11 protein-coding genes are annotated in these 16,921 nt (G+C 68.3%); 6 read left to right on the top strand and 5 right to left on the bottom strand.

The genetic code is table 11. From position 1 onward, the window contains the following. Position 1 precedes the first annotated feature (1 nt). The 4 genes from JK363_RS21980 to JK363_RS21965 all read left to right on the top strand — a co-directional run bounded on the left by JK363_RS21980 (position 2) and on the right by JK363_RS21965 (position 5,995). Positions 2–973 carry a carbohydrate ABC transporter permease gene (locus JK363_RS21980; protein ID WP_201876699.1) on the top strand — a complete coding sequence of 324 codons (972 nt, stop codon included), beginning with the start codon at positions 2–4 and terminating at the stop codon, positions 971–973. Continuing rightward, the gene (locus JK363_RS21975; RefSeq protein ID WP_201876698.1) at positions 970–1,806 is read left to right on the top strand and encodes a carbohydrate ABC transporter permease; all 837 of its coding nucleotides are present in this window, start codon (positions 970–972) and stop codon (positions 1,804–1,806) included. The genes JK363_RS21980 and JK363_RS21975 overlap by 4 nt, the downstream gene beginning before the upstream one ends. Positions 1,807–2,053: 247 nt before the next feature. Beyond that, entirely contained in the window at positions 2,054–4,723 is a 2,670-nt protein-coding gene (locus tag JK363_RS21970) for a SpoIIE family protein phosphatase (protein WP_372444822.1), read from the top strand. Positions 4,724–4,858: 135 nt separating this feature from the next. Further along, a complete protein-coding gene (locus JK363_RS21965; RefSeq protein WP_307821821.1) occupies positions 4,859–5,995 on the top strand; it encodes an ABC transporter substrate-binding protein in 1,137 nt (378 codons plus the stop codon). 261 nt (positions 5,996–6,256) lie between these two features. On the opposite strand, the gene JK363_RS21960 is transcribed toward JK363_RS21965, so the two are convergent. The 3 genes from JK363_RS21960 to JK363_RS21950 form a co-directional block, all read right to left on the bottom strand. After that, entirely contained in the window at positions 6,257–6,826 is a 570-nt protein-coding gene (locus JK363_RS21960; protein WP_201876696.1) for a hypothetical protein, read from the bottom strand. A 44-nt stretch (positions 6,827–6,870) separates the two neighbouring features. Next, entirely contained in the window at positions 6,871–8,865 is a 1,995-nt protein-coding gene (locus JK363_RS21955) for a galactosylceramidase (RefSeq protein WP_201876695.1), read from the bottom strand. A 110-nt stretch (positions 8,866–8,975) separates the two neighbouring features. Beyond that, positions 8,976–11,399 (bottom strand): glycosyl hydrolase family 95 catalytic domain-containing protein, encoded by a 2,424-nt coding sequence (locus tag JK363_RS21950; protein ID WP_201876694.1) that lies wholly within the window; start codon positions 11,397–11,399, stop codon positions 8,976–8,978. A gap of 517 nt (positions 11,400–11,916) precedes the next feature. Here JK363_RS21950 and JK363_RS21945 point away from each other — a divergent pair. Further along, the gene (locus JK363_RS21945) at positions 11,917–13,545 is read left to right on the top strand and encodes a CDP-glycerol glycerophosphotransferase family protein (protein ID WP_307821820.1); all 1,629 of its coding nucleotides are present in this window, start codon (positions 11,917–11,919) and stop codon (positions 13,543–13,545) included. Here the strand turns inward: JK363_RS21945 and JK363_RS21940 are convergent. Continuing rightward, complete coding sequence (locus tag JK363_RS21940; RefSeq protein ID WP_201876693.1) at positions 13,533–15,623, bottom strand: NB-ARC domain-containing protein; 2,091 nt, start codon at positions 15,621–15,623, stop codon at positions 13,533–13,535. The genes JK363_RS21945 and JK363_RS21940 overlap by 13 nt on opposite strands. Before the next feature lie 140 nt (positions 15,624–15,763). Between JK363_RS21940 and JK363_RS21935 the strand changes: the two genes are divergently transcribed. After that, on the top strand, positions 15,764–16,051 hold the full coding sequence (locus JK363_RS21935) for a YiaA/YiaB family inner membrane protein (protein WP_201876692.1): 288 nt from the start codon (positions 15,764–15,766) through the stop codon (positions 16,049–16,051). Between the two features lie 44 nt (positions 16,052–16,095). On the opposite strand, the gene JK363_RS21930 is transcribed toward JK363_RS21935, so the two are convergent. Continuing rightward, a complete protein-coding gene (locus JK363_RS21930) occupies positions 16,096–16,734 on the bottom strand; it encodes a class I SAM-dependent methyltransferase (RefSeq protein ID WP_307821819.1) in 639 nt (212 codons plus the stop codon). Positions 16,735–16,921 lie beyond the last annotated feature (187 nt).

Below are 16,921 nucleotides of genomic sequence, written 5' to 3'. Positions count from 1 at the left end.
CATGCCGGCCACGTCCGCAATCACGAAGACGGCGAAGCGCCCCTCTCACACGAGGGGCGCCCCGCCCGTCCCGGGCCGCCGGCGGCGGGAGTTCACCACCCGCCGCGGCCTGATGATCGCCGCCTTTATGGCACCGGCCGCTGTCTTCGTGGCCGTCTTCACCTACTACCCCATGATCGCCGGCAGCCAGATGGCCTTTCGCAACTGGAAGCTGACGGATCTGACCGACACCTCCTGGGTGGGCCTGAAGAACTTTCGTGATGTCTTCGGCGACCCCATCTGGGGCACGGTCCTGGGCAACTCCTTCCTCTGGGTGTTCGGCTCGATCGTGCCCCAGCTGGTGATCGGTTTCGCGCTCGCCCTGTGGCTGCGCCGCCGGTTCCGCTTCCGCGGTCTCTACCAGGCGCTGGTCTTCTTTCCCTGGGCGATCTCCGGGTTCCTCATCGGCATCCTGTTCCGCTGGATGTTCAACAGCGAGTTCGGCGTCGTCAACGACCTGCTCGAGAAGGCAGGACTGATCGACGAGCCCATCGCGTGGCTGGCCGATCCGAAGACCGCGATGATCGCCGTCCTGATCGCCAACATCTGGTACGGCGTCACCTTCTTCGCCATCATGATCCTGGCCGCACTCCAGTCGATCCCCGACGAGCTGTACGAGGCGGCGGCCCTGGACGGCGCGAGCAAGACGCGCACCCTCTTCCAGATCACCATCCCCTACATCCGCACCACGCTGGCGCTCACCGTGCTGCTACGGATCATCTGGATCTTCAACTTCCCCGACCTGATCTTCGGGATGACCGGCGGCGGACCCAACAACGAGACACAGATCGTGACCACCTGGATGATCAAGATCACTCAGCAGGGCGACTACGGCAGAGCCTCCGCGCTCGGCCTCCTCGTGGTCGCCACGCTGCTGGTGTTCGCGGTGTTCTTCCTGCTGGCAACGCGCGAGAAGCGAGGGGTGAAGCAATGATCGGCAAAGCGACCGCGGCCGGCCGGACCGTCCGGTTCGCCTTCCTGGGGCTGTGGCTGGTGTTCACCGTCTTCCCGCTCTACTGGATCATCGTCACCTCGCTCAAGGCGCCCGGCGACATCTTCGCCTTCCCGATCGCCTATTGGCCCGAGCACTTCTCGCTGGAGAACTACCGAGGACTGTTCGGCAAGGCCGACTTCGGGACCTACATCACCAACAGCCTCATCGTCGCGACCGTGGCCGGCGCGGCCGCCACCGCGATCTCGATGCTGTCCGCGTATGTGCTGGCGCGCTTCGAGTTCCGTACCAAGTCCGCGCTGCTGATGGCCGCCCTGGTCACCCAGATGATCCCCGCCTTCATCGCCCTGGGCCCGCTGTACCTGCTGATGACCGACCTCTCGCTGGTCGACAACCGGCTCGGGCTCATCCTCGTCTACATCGCCGTGTGCATCCCGTTCTGCACGGTGATGCTCCGTGGTTTCTTCGAGAACATCCCGGACGCTTTGGAGGAGGCCGCCATGATCGACGGGCTGTCCCGGTTCGGAGCCCTGTTCCGGGTGCTGCTTCCGGTGATGAAGCCGGGCATCATCGCCGCCTTCATCTTCAACTTCGTCAACTGCTGGAACGAGCTTTTCCTGTCGGTGACCCTGTTGAACAGCGACAGCAACAAAACCGTCCCCACCGCCCTCAACGGATTCATCTCCAGCTTCAACATCGACTGGGGCTCGATGTCGGCGGCGGCCGTGTTCACCATCCTGCCCACGATGCTGTTGTTCGCCTTCGCCAGCCGCCATATCGTCCAGGGACTGACCTCGGGGGCGGTGAAGGGCTGACGCGGCCACCCGAACGGGCCAACGGACACCGGCGGACCCTGATCACTCCGCGATCCGTCGGTAGAAATAGTTTATGTGCGGAATGTTCGGCAAAATCCGGCACGGAATTCTTCATTCGCCCAGGAGGATTCGTGTGCCGGGTCGGCTTCACCGTGCGGGAGATGGCCGTCAAGGACACCAGGAGCACGGCCGGGTCCCTCAGGGGCAGCCGTGGCAATCGCTCAGGGGCCAGGGCCCCCTGCTGAGCGTGCGCAGCCTGGCCGGACAGGTGTTCCTTCTGCAATTGGCGGTCGTGGTGCTGCTCGTCGCCGCCGCACTGATCGCTCTCGTGGTGCAGGTCCGACGCGACACCATGGCGGATGCCCAGCACCGGACGCTTGCCGCCGCCCAGGCGTTCGCGCATTCCCCAGGGATGCTGGAGGCACTGGACAGCCGCGATCCGAGCGCAGTGCTCCAGCCGCGCGCCGAGGCGGCGCGGAAGGCCGCCGGGGTCGATGCCATCATCGTGTACACGTTGGACGGGATCACCCTCACGCACAGCGACCCGCGTCAGATCGGCAAACACATCATCGGGCCCTATGCGGAGGCGGCCGCCGGCAAGCCGTTCACCAGAACCTTTCGAGGATCCCTGGGCCTCTCCGTGGTCTCCGCGGTGCCCGTCAAGGACACGCACGGCTCCGTTGTCGCCGTTGTCGCCGTCCCCGTCACGGTCGGGACGGTGCAACAGGGGGTGAGACGGCAGCTGCCGGTCCTCATCGGGGGCGCTGTCGGGGCTCTTGCCGTCGCCGCGGGTGGGGCGGGTCTGGTGAGCCGGCGGTTGCGGCGGCAGACCCATGGCCTGGGCCCGGTCGAGATGACCCGTATGTACGAGCACCACGACGCGGTTCTGCACGCGGTGCGGGAGGGGGTACTCATCGTCGGGGGCGACGGCCGGATCCTGCTGGCCAACGACGAGGCGCGGCGGCTGCTGGACCTGCCGCAGGACGCGGAGCGGCACCATGTCGCCGGTCTCGGGCTGGAGGGGGATCTCGCCGAGGTGCTGGCCTCCGATCGCCCGGCGACCGATGAGGTGCATCTGGCGGGCGACCGGCTGCTGGCGGTCAACAAGCGGCTCACCGCCCCTCGGGGGCCGGTCGGCAGCGTGGTGACCCTGCGGGACACCACCGAGCTGCGGGCTCTCTCCGGCAAGGCCGAGCTGGCTCGCGAACGGTTGAGACTGCTCTACGAGGCGGGGGTACGGATCGGGACCACGCTGGATGTCACACGTACCGCCGAGGAGCTGGCGGAGGCGGCGGTCCCCACCTTCGCCGACGTCGTCACCGTCGAGCTCCGGGACCCGGTCCTGCACGGCGAGGAGCCGTCCGGTGCGAGCACCGAGATGCGCCGCACCGCCGCTGTCGGCCTGGAGGGTGACCATCCCCTCTACCCCGTCGGGAAGCTGATCCGGTTCGCCGCCACTCATCCCATCGCCGCCGGGGTGGCCAGCGGCCGAGCGGTCCTCGTCCGTGAGCTGAGCGCCTGCGACGGGTGGCGGGCCCAGGACCCCGAGCGTGCCCAGCGGGTCCTGGACTTCGGCATCCACTCCTTGGTCCTGGTCCCGCTCCGGGCCCGCGGGGTGCTCCTCGGGATGGCGCACTTCTGGCGGACGAGCGCCTCCCCTCCGTTCGAGGAGGAGGACGTGTCCTTCGCGGAGGAACTGACCGCCCGGGCAGCGGTGTGCATCGACAACGCCCGCCGGTACACCCGCGAGCACGCCATGGCCGTCGCCCTCCAGCGCAGCCTGCTGCCCCGCGGGCTGCCCGAACTGCCGGCCCTCGAGGTGGCCTACCGCTATCTGCCGGCCCGGGCCGGTGTGGGCGGGGACTGGTTCGACGTCATCCCGCTGTCCAGCGCCCGGGTGGCCCTGGTGGTCGGCGATGTCGTCGGCCACGGGCTGCACGCGGCGGCCACCATGGGCCGGCTGCGCACCGCCGTTCACAACTTCTCCGTCCTGGACATGCCTCCGGACGAGTTGCTGGCCCGTATGGACGAGCTGGTGGCACAGATCGACGCCGAAGAGGCCGACACCGGCAACGGACCGGGAATCACCGGGGCCACCTGTCAGTACGCCATCTACGACCCCACCTCCGGACGGGTGGCCGTCGCCACCGCCGGCCATCCGGGTCTTGCGATGGTCCACCCCGACGGCACCGTGGCCTTCCCCTCGGTGCCGATCTCCCCACCGCTGGGCCTGGGCGCCGGCCTGCCCCACGAGAGCGCCGGGCTGACGGTGCCGGAAGGTTCCCGGATGGTGCTCTACACCGACGGGCTGATGGCCGACCGCGACCTCGACGCCGGTTTGGAGTCCCTGCGCACTGCCCTGACCGGGCCCGACCGCGATCCGGAGACCACCTGTGCCGCGGTGATCGAGGTCATGCTGCCCACCCAGCCCAAGGATGACATCGCGCTGCTGGTGGCCCGTACGCGCCGGCTCGACCGCACGCAGATCGCCGAATGGGAGGTGCCCCGTGACCCCGCGGCGGTGGCGCCGGTTCGCGCGGCCTGTGTCCGCCGGCTGACGGAGTGGGGCCTGGAGCAGCTCGCCCTCACCGCGGAGCTCATCCTCAGCGAATTGATCACCAACGCCATCCGCTACGGCGCGGAGCCCATCACCGTGCGGCTGCTCCGTGAGCGCACCCTGATCTACGAGGTCTCCGACGGCAGCAGCACCACGCCCCGTCTGCGGCTGGCCAAGGTCACCGATGAAGGCGGCCGCGGTCTCTTCCTGGTCGCCCAGTTCACCGAGCGCTGGGGCACCCGCTACACCCCCACCGGCAAAGTCATCTGGGCCGAACAATCCCTCCACGAGGGTGGCCCGCCGACGGCGGAAGGCATCGGAGAGGACCTGCTCGACCGATGGGACGACACGGCGGGGTGAGGGTGGTGACGCGTCCGGCCGCAGCGCGGCCTCGCCCGCGCTGAGCCGTTCACTCCAGTGACACGACGTGCCTGCTGCGGCCGGGAGCCCACCGGTGATAGCGCTCGTTCCTGTGTCCCGTTTCCTGGAGTCATCGTGACCGCACCTCGTGCCCGAACGGCGGCCGTCTGCGGCTGCCTCACCCTCCTGGTGGCCCTGAGCGCCTGTGATCAGACCCCGACCCCCATGCCCAGGAAGCCTTCGGCCGCCACCTCCGTCCGGGACATGGGCGGCATGGACGCGCTGATCGCCGCGGCGAAGCACGAGGGCAGGCTGAACGCGATCGCGCTTCCGCGCGACTGGGCCAACTACGGCGGTCTGATCGACGGCTTCGAGAAGAGGTACGGAATCAAGGTCACGGTGGCCAATCCGCAGGGCTCCAGCCAGGACGAGCTCGACGCCGTGCGGAAGGGCGGGAAGAGTCACCATGCCCCCGATGTGCTGGATGTGGCGGACACCTTCGCGCGGGCGGCGGCCCGGGAGAACCTGCTCGCGCCCTACACGGTCATCGAGTACGACGCGATCCCGAGGAATCAGAAGGACCGGCGGGGCCGCTGGGCCAACAACTACGGGGGCTATATCTCCATCGGCTGCAATGCCAAGCGCGTCAAGACCTGCCCCCGAACCTTCGCCGATCTGCTGAAACCCCAGTACAAGGGCAAGGTCTCGCTGGACGGCGACCCCACCCGGTCCGGTACCGCCTTCGCCGGTGTGTACGCCGCCGCCCTGGCGAACAACGGATCCTTCGGCAACATCCGGCCCGGCCTCGACTTCTTCGCCAAACTGAAGAAGAAAGGCAACTTCAACCCCGTCGAGTCCACCTCGACCGCGGTCAAGAGCGGTCAGACGGCCATCGGTATCGATTGGGACTACGTCAACCTCGAATACGCCGACCAGTTCCGCAGCAAGGGCGTGACGTGGCGGGTCGCGATCCCCTTCGACGGAACTTTCGCCCAGTACTACGCGCTGGCGGTCAACCGACACGCGCCCCACCCGGCGGCCGCCCGCCTGTGGCTGGAGTACCTCTTCAGCCCCGGGGGGCAGAACCTCCGGCTCCAGGGCTACGCCCGCCCCGCGCTGTTGGCCGCCATGGAGCAGGACGGCACCCTCGACGAGGCCGCCGCCGCGATGCTGCCGACGGTTGAGGGGACACCGCAGTTCCCCACGGATGCGCAGTTGGAGAAGGCGAGGGACATCGTCGACCGAGGCTGGGCGAAGGCCGTCTCGGGCTGACCACCCCACCCGGGCGGCCCCGGACCTCACCTGGCCCTGGCGGAGGTGGAGTTCTGCCGACGACGTGTTCAGCTGATCAGAGGGGAAAATCGCCGACGGAGACGCACTTCGTGTAGGTCCGGAGGGGCTTTGCCCTCCGGCTGATGTCCACGAGAGTGGCATCGATCGCCGTGGCACCGTCCTGGACGGTGACCTCCACGGCCGGGGTACGGCCGTAGGTGATGAGGCTCTTCCTCCGGTGGACTTGGCCGGGAACCGCCTTCAACCCTGCTGGTAGGCGTTGCCCTCCTCGTTGATGAGCACATGGCCGGGGTCGAGGGCCTCGGCCGCGCGCGCCCGCTCCAGCAGCCAGGTCAGGGGCGGGAGCGGAGCCAGGTCGAGGCGGTCGAGGAGTTCGGCGCGCATTCCGGCCAAGTCCTCGATCTCCGCGGCCTCGATGTAGTCCGCGTCGTCCTCGTCGCGCATGGCCTCGAGCGCCCGCTCGTCCATCTCCCGCCCCTGCCGCTCCCCGTGCAGGGCCTCCCCGGAGCACGGCAGCCCGATCAGCAGGAGCAGCGCATCCCGGAGGTTGGTCCCGACCACCCCGGCGGAGCCCTCGGAGTCGGCGAAGAGCACCGGGCGGTCCTCGCCGTCACCCTCGCCGCAGAGGAAGTACGTACCACCGCCGTGGTCCTTCGCGATCGGCTCCAGCGGGGCACCGGAGGCCAGCCGCACCGGTTCCACATGGGTGATGGAGTCCATGAGGGTGTCGAACTCGAAGGGGAAATCGGCCAGCAGGGCCGCCTGGCGGTCGGCCTTGAGCCGGGCGAGAAGTGATCCGGACGTTGTCATGGGCCGGACCCTACAGCGGTGCCCCGACAGCGCCGGGCACGGTTTCACCGCGGGGATGACGACCCGGCCTTCCGGTACGCCTGTCGGACCTCGAAGTTGTCGAACTGCTGCGTCTGGTAGCCGGTGACACCGAGGCCCGTCAGGCCCTTGGTGTACGAGCTGTCGGTCGCTTCGCCGATGGTCTGTCCGTCGACGGATGCCGTGAGCTTGTCGCCCCGCATGGTGAACGACACGGTGTGCCAGCTGTTCAGGTCCAGGGGCGTCGTCTTTCCACTGGCGAGCGTGGTGAACTTCCACGTCTGGTCACTCTTGTCGATCGACCAGTCGCCAGTGTCGCTCACCCTCAAGTGATAGGCGTCCAGGCCGTTGTTGTTCTTGGCCTGCCGGCCGACACGGCCCAGGAGTTCCACACTGCCGGACTGCTCGAACATCGCGTCGGTGGTGACCGTGTAGTTGTCCCACGACCCGTCACCCATGAGGGAGTAGGGCGCGTTGTAGGGCTCGTCGGTCCAGCGGATCGGGGTGGTCGGGGCCATCTGCCGCAGGCAGGTACCCGTACGGTCGCCGCCGCACCGCACGGTCTTGAAGGCGCCGTTCATATCGGAGAAGTACGTGGCGTTCGTGGAGCCCGCCGGCTTGTCGAAGTGGTCGGTGTAGGGCAGCTTCAGTCCGGCTGCGGCCGGGGGCTTGGCGGTGCCCTTGCCCTGGCCGGTGGTCGTCGTCAGGGAGTAGACGTGTCCCGGCTTGAGGGTCAGGGAGTACCTGCCCTCCGACGGCACGATGTCCTCGCCCCGGACGAAGTCGTCCTTGCCGTCCGACGATTTCACGTCGGTGGACCACACGTGGACGACCCCGTCGGACAGACCGCCCTCGACCGTGAAGGTCGCGGTCTGGTCCTCCGTGGCGTCCATCGTCTCGATGACCGTGGAGTAGTCGGTGTTGTTCGTCGACTTCAGGGACACATAGCTGCCGTTGGCGTTGTTGCCGCCGAGATAGCCGCCGGCGGAGTCGATGTAGTGCCAGCCGGGCTTGGTGAACTGGGTGGTGTGTGCGGTGATCCACGTGGTTCTGCCGATGTGGTAGTTGCCGGACCACGGCTGCGCCGCGATCGACATGCCATCACTCGAAAAGTGGAGATTCGGATACAGCGCGGCGATGACCGGCCAGTGGAAGAAGCCGGTCATCCTGCCGTCGATGTAGTGCCGGTTGACCGCGCGGGCCACCGCCGCGGCCCCGGTGTCGGTGTCCTGTGAGCCGTTCTCACTCGCCCACAGCGGCTTGCCCAGGTTCTTCGCGGTGTCACTGCTCGGGCAGGAGGTGTAGTCACCGAGGTAGCCACAGGGGTAGTGGGAGCCGACGATGTCGACCGCGTCCTTGAAACCGCTGTCGGCGGCCATGGCGTCGGCGGCGTCCCAGCCGAAGCTCTCGGCCGCGACCACCCTGGTCCGGTAACCCTTCTCAACGAGCGTGGACTTGAGCTTCTTGAACCACTCGACGTCCCAGCCGCGCTCGTTCCAGCCGCCGAGGTAGTCGATGTTCAGATGGTGCTTCTTGGCACAGCCCAGCCAGGACATGTAGTAGTCGATCATGTCCTGGGACCAGAACTTTCCGCCGCCGATCCATCCCGGCGCGCCCCACGCCAGTGCGGCGATCTTGATGTCCGGGTTGCGGGCCTTGGCCTGCTCGGCAAGCCACCACTGATAGCCCTGATCGCAGTCCACGGTGTCGCGCGTGTGCATATGGCTGGGCTCGGCGCCGTCGGTGGAGTTGGTGTCGCCACCCACCTCGAGCTTCAGCGTCTGGAGTGCCGCGCCGTAGCCGGGCTTGAAGAGGTAGTCCAGCAACTCGCCACGCTGCTTCCTGGGGTAGTCGATCAGCAGTCGTGAGTTGCCCCCGCCCCCGCTGATCGCCCCGACACCGTCGAAGGTACGGCCGGGCCGCGTACCGTCGATCGTGATCGATGTGCTCGGAGCGGCTTGGGCGAGGGGTGGGCCCCAGCCGATGAGGGCACCGATCAGAAGCGCCAGGGAAGTGAGCAACGCTGGACGTCGTCGGCGGAGCGCTCGACGCCGACGGACTGTGGGGGTCATGTCGACTCCAGGAATGTGGGCTTCAGCTGGGTGATCCAGGGCCGGTTGATCGGCATGAACTACTGGGCCGCCCTCGGAGGCGGTGTGAGCGTGGTGGACTCACCGGCGGCAAGGGTCACCTTCCGCGTCCACTTCCCGTACGCCACCGTGGTCCTCCCACCCCGGGCGCTGTGCACGGTTGCCGAGGTGACCTGGCCGTCGGCCCACGCCAGGTCGATGGTGAAGCCGCCGCGTGCTCCGATGCCGGTGACATTGCCGCGCGCGGCCCATGCCGAGGGCAGTGCGGGAAGCAGCTCGATCAGGCCCGGGCGCGAGTAGAGCAGCATCTCCAGCGCGGCGGTGGGCACACCGAAGTTGGCGTCGATCTGGAACGTGGCCCGGTCGCCGAGGGCGTACATGTCGAAGAAGTTGATCGCCGTGCCGTTGCTGTTGTCCTTCGACGGGCGCAACGGGGTCAGGAACCCCTGATAGGCCCTGGCGGCGTCCTTCAGCCGCGCCCAGCACAGGGCGCGCCAGGCCATGCCCCAGCCGAACGAGTTCATACCGCGTGCGGTGAGGAGCTTGGTCACCCCGTCGGCGATGTCACCGGGCATGTCCTGGGAGGTCAGCCGGTCCCCCGGGAACAGGCCCACCAGCGGGGACAGATGGCGATGTGTGGTCTCGCCCAGGTTGTCCGGGCTCATCCACTCCTCCAGCCACCCGGTCTTCGGGCTGACCACCGGGAGATGGAGGCGGCGCTGCAACCCGGCGATGGTCGAGGCGTATCGGGGATCGACGCCCAGTTCCTGCGCGGCCACACGGTAGTTCTGGAACAGCTGCCAGACCAGTTCCTGCGCGTAGGTGATCCCCTTGGCGTCTTCGGGGCCGTGCTCGGGCGACCAGTCCTTGTCGTCGATCAGCACCTCCCTCGTTCCGCCGTCGGGGTCGGTCACCGTGGTGGTGATCAGCCGTGCCTCCCAGAACTGGCAGGCGCCCTTCAACAGCGGATAGATCTTCGACAGGTACTCCGTGTCCTGTGTGAACTCGTAGTGCTCAAAGACCGAGTTGCACAGCCAGGCGTTGCCCGCCGGGTGCCAGTACCAGCCCAGTCCGCCGGAGATGTTGTGGGAGATCGCGGTGGTCCAGCCGGCCACCTTGCCGGAGGAGTTGCGGAACCGGTTGCGGGTGTCGTTGAACAGCGCCTGGGTCGTCCTGGTCCAGACCGGCACCTGGGCGAGCAGATAGTCGGCCAACGGCTCGAAGCACGCGCCGAGCCCTGCCCGGTCCGGGAACCAGTAGTTCATCTGGACATTGATGTCGGTGTGGTAGTCGGCCATCCAGTCGGGGTCGTTGCGGTCCAGCCACAGCCCCTGGAGATTCGACGGAACACTGCCGCGCGAGCTGCTGATCGTCAAGTACCGGGCGAACTGTAGGTAGGCCGCCTCCAGTTCGGGGTCGGGCGCGGCACCGTCGGCGGCGCGTGCGGCCAGTCGGCCGGCGGTGTCCTTGCCGCGCTGCTCCTCGGTGGAGGTACCGAGATCGACCGTCATCGCCCCGTACAGCTTCCGGTAGTCCTCGACGTGCGTGGCGAGCAGTGCGTCGCCGGACTCCTTGGCGGCGGCGGTGGCCTTCTCGCGGGCCACGCTCTTCGGGTCGACGGCCGGGTCCTGATACCCCTTGCTCGGGTCGGGGACGTAGTTCGTACCCCCCGCGATCACGATCAGCACCTCGGAGCAGCCGTCGAAGCGGACCTGACCACCGTCGACCGAGACCTTGCCACCGGTGCCCGTCGCGGTGACCACCGCGCCGTAGACGAGGCCGTTGCCGAGTGTGCCGCCGAAGGAGGCGGAGCCGGGGGCGCTGTCGCTGCCGGTGGACTCGCCGTGGGTACCGTTCAGCGCCACGCTGCCGGTGTAGCTTCCGCCGCCGCTCTGCTTCAGCCGCACCACGACCACGTCGTCGGGGTGGCTGGCGTACACCTCGCGGGTGTAGGTGGCGCCGCTGTGCTGGTAGCTCGCCGATACGTATCCGTTGCTCAGGTCGAGCTGCCGGCGGTATCCGCTGATCGCCGTCGAGGTGTGCGCGGGCACCGACACATAGGCCTTCGCGAGCAGGGACAGGGTGCCGAACTTCTCTGATTCGTACGGGAATTGGCCGCCCGAGTCGAGTGTGTCGTTCAGACCACCGGTCCAGAGTGTCGCGTCGGTGAGGAACAGGACGTCCTTGGCGGGGTCGCCGGTGACGAGCGCGCCGAAGCGGCCGTTTCCGACGGCCAGACCCTCCTGGATGATGTGGGCCTCGGTGCCGGGCTTCGGGTACCAGAGGGTGGTGGCCTCGTCCGCCGCCACGAGCGACGGGGCGGATGGCCGCGACGGGGACGCCATCGCGCGGAACACCGGCAGGCCGCCCAGCGCCAGACCCGCACCAACACCGGTACTCAGGCCCAGGAATGTCCGTCTCGAGGTGGTGCGGTGTTCGTCGCGGTGCCGGGGCTGTTCTGACATGGTGCGGCTCCTTGAGGGTGCAGGGTCCCGTTGACGCTGAACAGGGCGAATCGGGGTCATCGGTGGACGGCGGGGCACGGAGTGTGAGCCGCACTGAGGTGTGCACACCGCCGAGGTGACATCGGATGTATTAAGGAGCATCGCCCTGCCTCTCGTCCAGAGGGAGGACGAGATCTCATGAATATTGCCAGCTCACCCGCTGGGCGCCGCAAGAGACTTCACGGCACATCCGATGTTTGATCGCCGGGGAGGTGGGCGGAATCCGCCCCGCCGAAACCGTTGACGAACCCCCGGACCACCTCTACGGTCCCTCAACAGAGTCGCACAGATTTCACCAATTCAGCGCGCCCATCGCCACCGGTACGATCAGCACCATGCCCAAGAAGGCCCCCGACCCTCTCACCCCACCCGGCACAACCGGCGTTCACGCCCACGGCATGTCGGATACACTGCACAGTTTCCCGGGCAGCGGGCAGCGGGCAGCGGGCAGCGGGCAGCGGGCAGCGGGCAGCGGGCAGTGCTGCTTGCTGTGCGCTCGGCGGGGGCTCTGCACCGCCTGCTCGATGTGGTGCCCGTCTTCGAGGGTGACGCGCGTGTGGTCCTCCGGTTCACCCTGGTACCGGGGTCGGAGTTCGACCTGGGCACCCTGGCCGCCCTGGAGCGGTCCGACGCTCGTGTCGTCCCTTGGGACGAAGCCGTCAGGCACGAGCACGACTTGATCCTGACCGCCAGCCCGAAGGGCGCGCTGCGGGTCCTCTCCGGGCCACGGGTGGTTCTTCCCCACGGTGCGGGCTTCAACAAGACCGTCGGCGACGAGGGTTCACCCCATCTGCCGTCCGGACTCGATCCGCACTACTTGCTCACCGACGGCGAACCATGGGCCGCCCTTCACGCGCTGGCGCACGACGAGCAACTCACTCGTCTCACCGCGTACTGCCCGTCGGCCGCCGACCGTGCGACCGTGGTGGGTGACCCGACCCTCGATCGTCTGCTCAACTCGATCCGCCACCGCGAGAGCTACCGTTCCGCACTGGGAACGGGCGAGCGTCGGCTCATTGTGCTCACCTCCACATGGGGGCCGGAGTCGCTGCTGACCAGACGGCCAGAGCTGCCGAGGGAACTCATCAGCCGGCTCCCCCACGACGCCTACCAACTCGCCCTGGTCCTGCATCCCAACGAGTACAGCCGGACGGGCTCGTTCGACCTCTCCCGACAGCTCGCACCGGCTCTCGCGGCGGGCCTCGTACTGGCCGGACCTCACGAGGAGTGGGCCGCTCTCCTGGTCGCGGGCGATGCGGTGGTCACCGATCACGGCTCGACCGCTCTGTACGCGGCCGCCCTCGGCCGACCCGTCATCGGAGCGTACGACGGGGGAAGCGAGCTGATCCCCGGCAGCCCCATGGCACAGATGCTGGCCAAGGTGCCCCATCTGACCGAGGCTGCCGACCTGACCCAGGCTCTGCGGGCAGCCGAGGCCCAGGACAGCACGGGCTTCGCCGACGCGGCCTTCGCCCTGCGGGGCCAGGCCCTGCCGCGGCTGCGCCGCGAGTGCTACCGACTGCTGGGGATACATCCGCCGACCGTCCCGGCGACTCCGCACCCGCTCCCCCGCCCGGTCTCCACGGCCCAGAGCCCATCGGCCTTTGCCGTACGGGCCGATATCTCCGGGCTCCGGATCGGCATCACCCGGTTTCCCGCGTTCACCTCGGAGACGGTGAACCATCTGGCGGCCGAGCAACCGGAAGCCGAACAGCGACAGATACAGAGCGCGTCGGTGCTGTGGCGCCGTGCCCGGCCCGCCTCCACCGCACCGCATACGAGCTCCTGGACGGCGGCCGGCTGGACGGCACGGATGCTGGAGGAATCTCCGGGCTGCTGGACGGCTGCCGCGCTCCTCACTCCGGAGCGGTGTCTCCTCCGGCACCGCTCAGCGGGGGTACTCAGCGTCCGCATCGAGCCATGCAGAACCGGCGGACGGATTCTGCGCGCCGATCCCGCGGCAGTGGTGTCCGCTGCCCACGCCTGGCTCGGTAGCACCACGTCCCCGTGGAGAGCGCCGGTTTCGCTGCTCTGCGATATCGGCCCGCTCACGGTCCGGGCCGAGCTGACCCCGGCCGCGGAGGAAGACCTCGGCTACGAGCTCTGACCTTCCTCGGGCAGGCTGCCCGAGCGGGTGGCCAGCAGCCGCGCCGCGGTCCGGTACCGCTCCGCTTCGGCGGTTTCACCGAGCTCCTCAGCAAGAGCGGCCGATTCCTTCAGGACGCGTACCTCGTCGGAGTCCGAGCCCCGGTCGCGGGCGCCGACCAGCGCGGCCCGTACCAGGGGGACCGCTTCCGCCGGACGTCCGGCACGCCTCAGCGCCCGACCGAGTTCAAAGCCGGTCCTGGCCGTCATACGCTCTCTGTCCTGCTCTTGTGCCATCCTGTGCGCCTCGGTCAGCAGGGCCACCGCCGCCCCGGCTTCACCCTGGCCGAGGGCGGCACGGCCCAAGAGATACGTCTGGAGCAGCACACCGTAGGCGTTCCCGATGGCCTCGTGGGCTTCCTTGGCGGCGGTGAAGTCCTGGGCCGCGCCCGCCCAGTCCCCCTGAGCCGACTTCAGCAAGCCCTGGAACTCCACGGCCGATGCCGTGAGTTTGCGTTCCTGGGTGGACTCCCCCAGAGCCCCGGCGGCGGCCAATGCGGTGTGCAGGTGTTCCGCGGCCTCGTCATAGCGCTCCTGCTCCCACAACGGCCTGGCCAGCTGGCATCGCATCCGGACCATGGCCGGAAGGTGCTCCAGGCGATCAGCGGCCGCCACGCCGGTCCGGAAGGCATCGGTGACGTCCGCGTAATGCGGGTGGTCCAGAAAGTGCGTCCACAGCGGTTCGCACAGGGCCCACGCGTCCTCGTACAGACCGGTCTCAAACGCCACCCGAACACAGCCGTACAGAGCCAGACGCCGCGATTCCAGCCATCTCAGAGCCGCTGTCTTATCGGTGAACTCGACGTCGGGGATGTCTCGTACCACCGCTGAAGGCTCCGCGAACGTCATGCGCGGGCCGGCGGCCAGCAGATCCGCCCGCGCCGACTGACGCCGGTACCAGCGGATCAGCCCCTGGCGTGCCTCGGCCCGGTCCGTTCCGTCCGGGTCGTCCTGACCCGCACGGCGGTCCGCGTGCCCGCGCAGCAGGTCATGCATCCGGTACCCCTCGGGCCTGCTCTCCAGCAGACCGGCCACTTCCAGTTCCTCCAACGCGTCCTCGGCCGGCTGAAGACGACCGCCAAGGAGTGCGGCAGCGTCCGGGCCCGTGACCACGGGAGCCGGGTGCTGCGGCAGCAGGCGGTAGAGCCGAGCGGCTTCGGGCCCCAGTCCCGCATACGCCGCGTCCCACACCGCCTCGACCATGGGAATGCCCTTCTCGTGCAGCTCAGTGCTGAGTTCGCCGATCAGCCGGGACAGGCTGCGCCTGCGGTACTTGCGCACCCACTGACCGGCCACCTGAAGCGCCGCCGGCAGACCGCCACAGCCATGGGCGAGCTGTGTCAACGCGTCCGGTTCGGCGGCAAGCCGCGGATCGTCCACGATGTGTCCGAGCAACCGCACCGCCTCGTCCACCGCCAGCGGGTTCACCGGCACCTCGACCGCCGCGACGCCGCCCAGGTCATAGAGCAGACCCTGACTCGTCACGATGGCGAGGCTCCCGGCGGACGCCGGAAGCAGCGGCGCGACCTCGGCGCCGTAACGGGCGTTGTCGATGACCACGATGAGCCGCTTGTCGCGGGTACGTGTCCAGTACTGCTTCGACCGGTCGGCGAAGGAACGCGCCAGGCAGTCCGGAGAGGTGTCCAGAGCAGTCAGCAGTTCGCCGAGTGCGTCGGCGACTTCGACCACTCCGTCCCGGCGGAGATCATCGAGATCGACGTAGAGCACTCCGTGCGGATACTTCTCGCTGTGCTGCCGCGCGACATGGAATCCCAGCGCCGTCTTGCCGATACCCCCGATACCGGTCAATGCCACGACCAGCGGCCCGGCATGGCTCCCGTGGCTCTCGGCAGCCCGTGCGATGCGGTCCTGTTCGTCCTGTCTGTTCTCGAAGTGCACCAGGGCGGGCGGCACTTGGAACGGCACCGGCTGTTCCGAAGCGGCCGCCGCGTGCAGGTGGTGATGCAACTCCCCGATGTGCCCGGCCTGGACCACCACGTCCGCGTGCCCGCTCATGCTGTTGTGTGTCTCCCCGGTCATTCCTCAACCCTACGGCGGTGGCGCTCGTATGACGGGAGAACAGCTGAGCCACGAAAGGGTGGAAGGCACCTGATTTCTGAGTACGTACCTGAGTATCCGGTCGGATGCGGAGTCGGGGGCGTCCACCGATCCTTGTCCGCATGAGTGAGACACCGGTCAAACAACAAAGTACGGCCGCGTTCTACGGTCAGGCGGTCGCTTCCTTCTCCGTCGCCATGGCGGCCACCGCCATCGGCATCTTCCGGCTGGACGCCAACGCCTGGGTCCGCGGCTTCCTGGCCATCGCCGTGCTCTACCTGGTGACCTCGGCCTTCACCCTGGCCAAGGTGATCCGCGACCGGCAGGAGGCCGGGCAGATCGTCAGCCGGGTCGACCAGGCGCGGGTGGAGAAGCTGCTCGCCGAGCACGACCCCTTCGAAAAGCTGTGACCACGTCCCCGCGCTCGGGGACCGGGGAAAGCCTGGCCGGCCGGTTACAGGTCGGCGACGAGGAGCCGGTATCCGGCTTCGTGTGTTTCGCGGTCCAGCAAGTCGGCGTGGCGTTCGTGCCATGCGCCGGACGACAGATCGGCGGCCAATCGGTCCAGGCCCGGGCGGAGGACCTCTTCATTATTCTGGGCGAGCATCGACATACCGGCCCGCACCCGCGGATCCAGGTATGCCTGCGGACGGCGCCAGAAAGCGGCGCCGAATCCGTCGGTGCAGTCGTGCGGGATCGAGACCGTCTCGATACGAGCGCCCCCCAGCAGTGCGGCAAGCCGGTCGATCGCCACGGCTCGCCCCTCGTCGAATGCCGCCACCTCCGGCAGGTACTCGTCCAACAGCCAGAACCTGCGGAAGACGTTCTGGTCCCAGGTGAAGATGACAACGCGCTGCCGGGCGACCCGGAGAAGTTCCCGGATTCCGGCTTCCAGGTCTGTCCAGTGGTGCACGGTCAGGAGGGCCATCACCGCGTCGGCCGAGTCGGTGCGGAGCGGGAGCGACTCGGCGGATGCCTGCACAGCCGGCGCGGCTTCGGGCGGGCGTTGGGCGATCATGACTGGACTGGGCTCGATGGCCACTGACGTCTGTGGTGGCTCGTACGAGCCCGTGCCGGCTCCTACGTTGATCACCGAGGTGGCATCACCAAGCGCCGCTTGGATCCTCGCAGCGATCCGAGGATCCGGCCGCCGGGTGCAACTGTAGGTGGCACCGATACCTTCATACGTTGTCACGACGGACAGTATGCCCGGGGATGTTTCCTCCGTACGGGTTTTCCCGCCCACTCGCGTGAGTATCCGGCTGCCCGAATCTGTCCCC

It is taken from the genome of Streptomyces coffeae, from assembly GCF_016741875.1.
In the GTDB taxonomy this organism is placed as follows: Bacteria; Actinomycetota; Actinomycetes; order Streptomycetales; family Streptomycetaceae; genus Streptomyces; species Streptomyces coffeae.
Note: the sequence above shows the minus strand (reverse complement) of the source record. Positions and strands in the feature narration are given on the sequence as shown.

Bases quoted from the DNA above. Each gene is read 5' to 3' on its own strand.
- JK363_RS21935 (WP_201876692.1), top strand. From the start codon at position 15,764: ATGAGTGAGACACCGGTCAAACAACAAAGTACGGCCGCGTTCTACGGT.
- JK363_RS21975 (WP_201876698.1), top strand. From the start codon at position 970: ATGATCGGCAAAGCGACCGCGGCCGGCCGGACCGTCCGGTTCGCCTTC.
- JK363_RS21950 (WP_201876694.1), bottom strand. From the start codon at position 11,399: ATGTCAGAACAGCCCCGGCACCGCGACGAACACCGCACCACCTCGAGA.
- JK363_RS21960 (WP_201876696.1), bottom strand. From the start codon at position 6,826: ATGACAACGTCCGGATCACTTCTCGCCCGGCTCAAGGCCGACCGCCAG.
- JK363_RS21980 (WP_201876699.1), top strand. From the start codon at position 2: ATGCCGGCCACGTCCGCAATCACGAAGACGGCGAAGCGCCCCTCTCAC.
- JK363_RS21940 (WP_201876693.1), bottom strand. From the start codon at position 15,623: ATGACCGGGGAGACACACAACAGCATGAGCGGGCACGCGGACGTGGTG.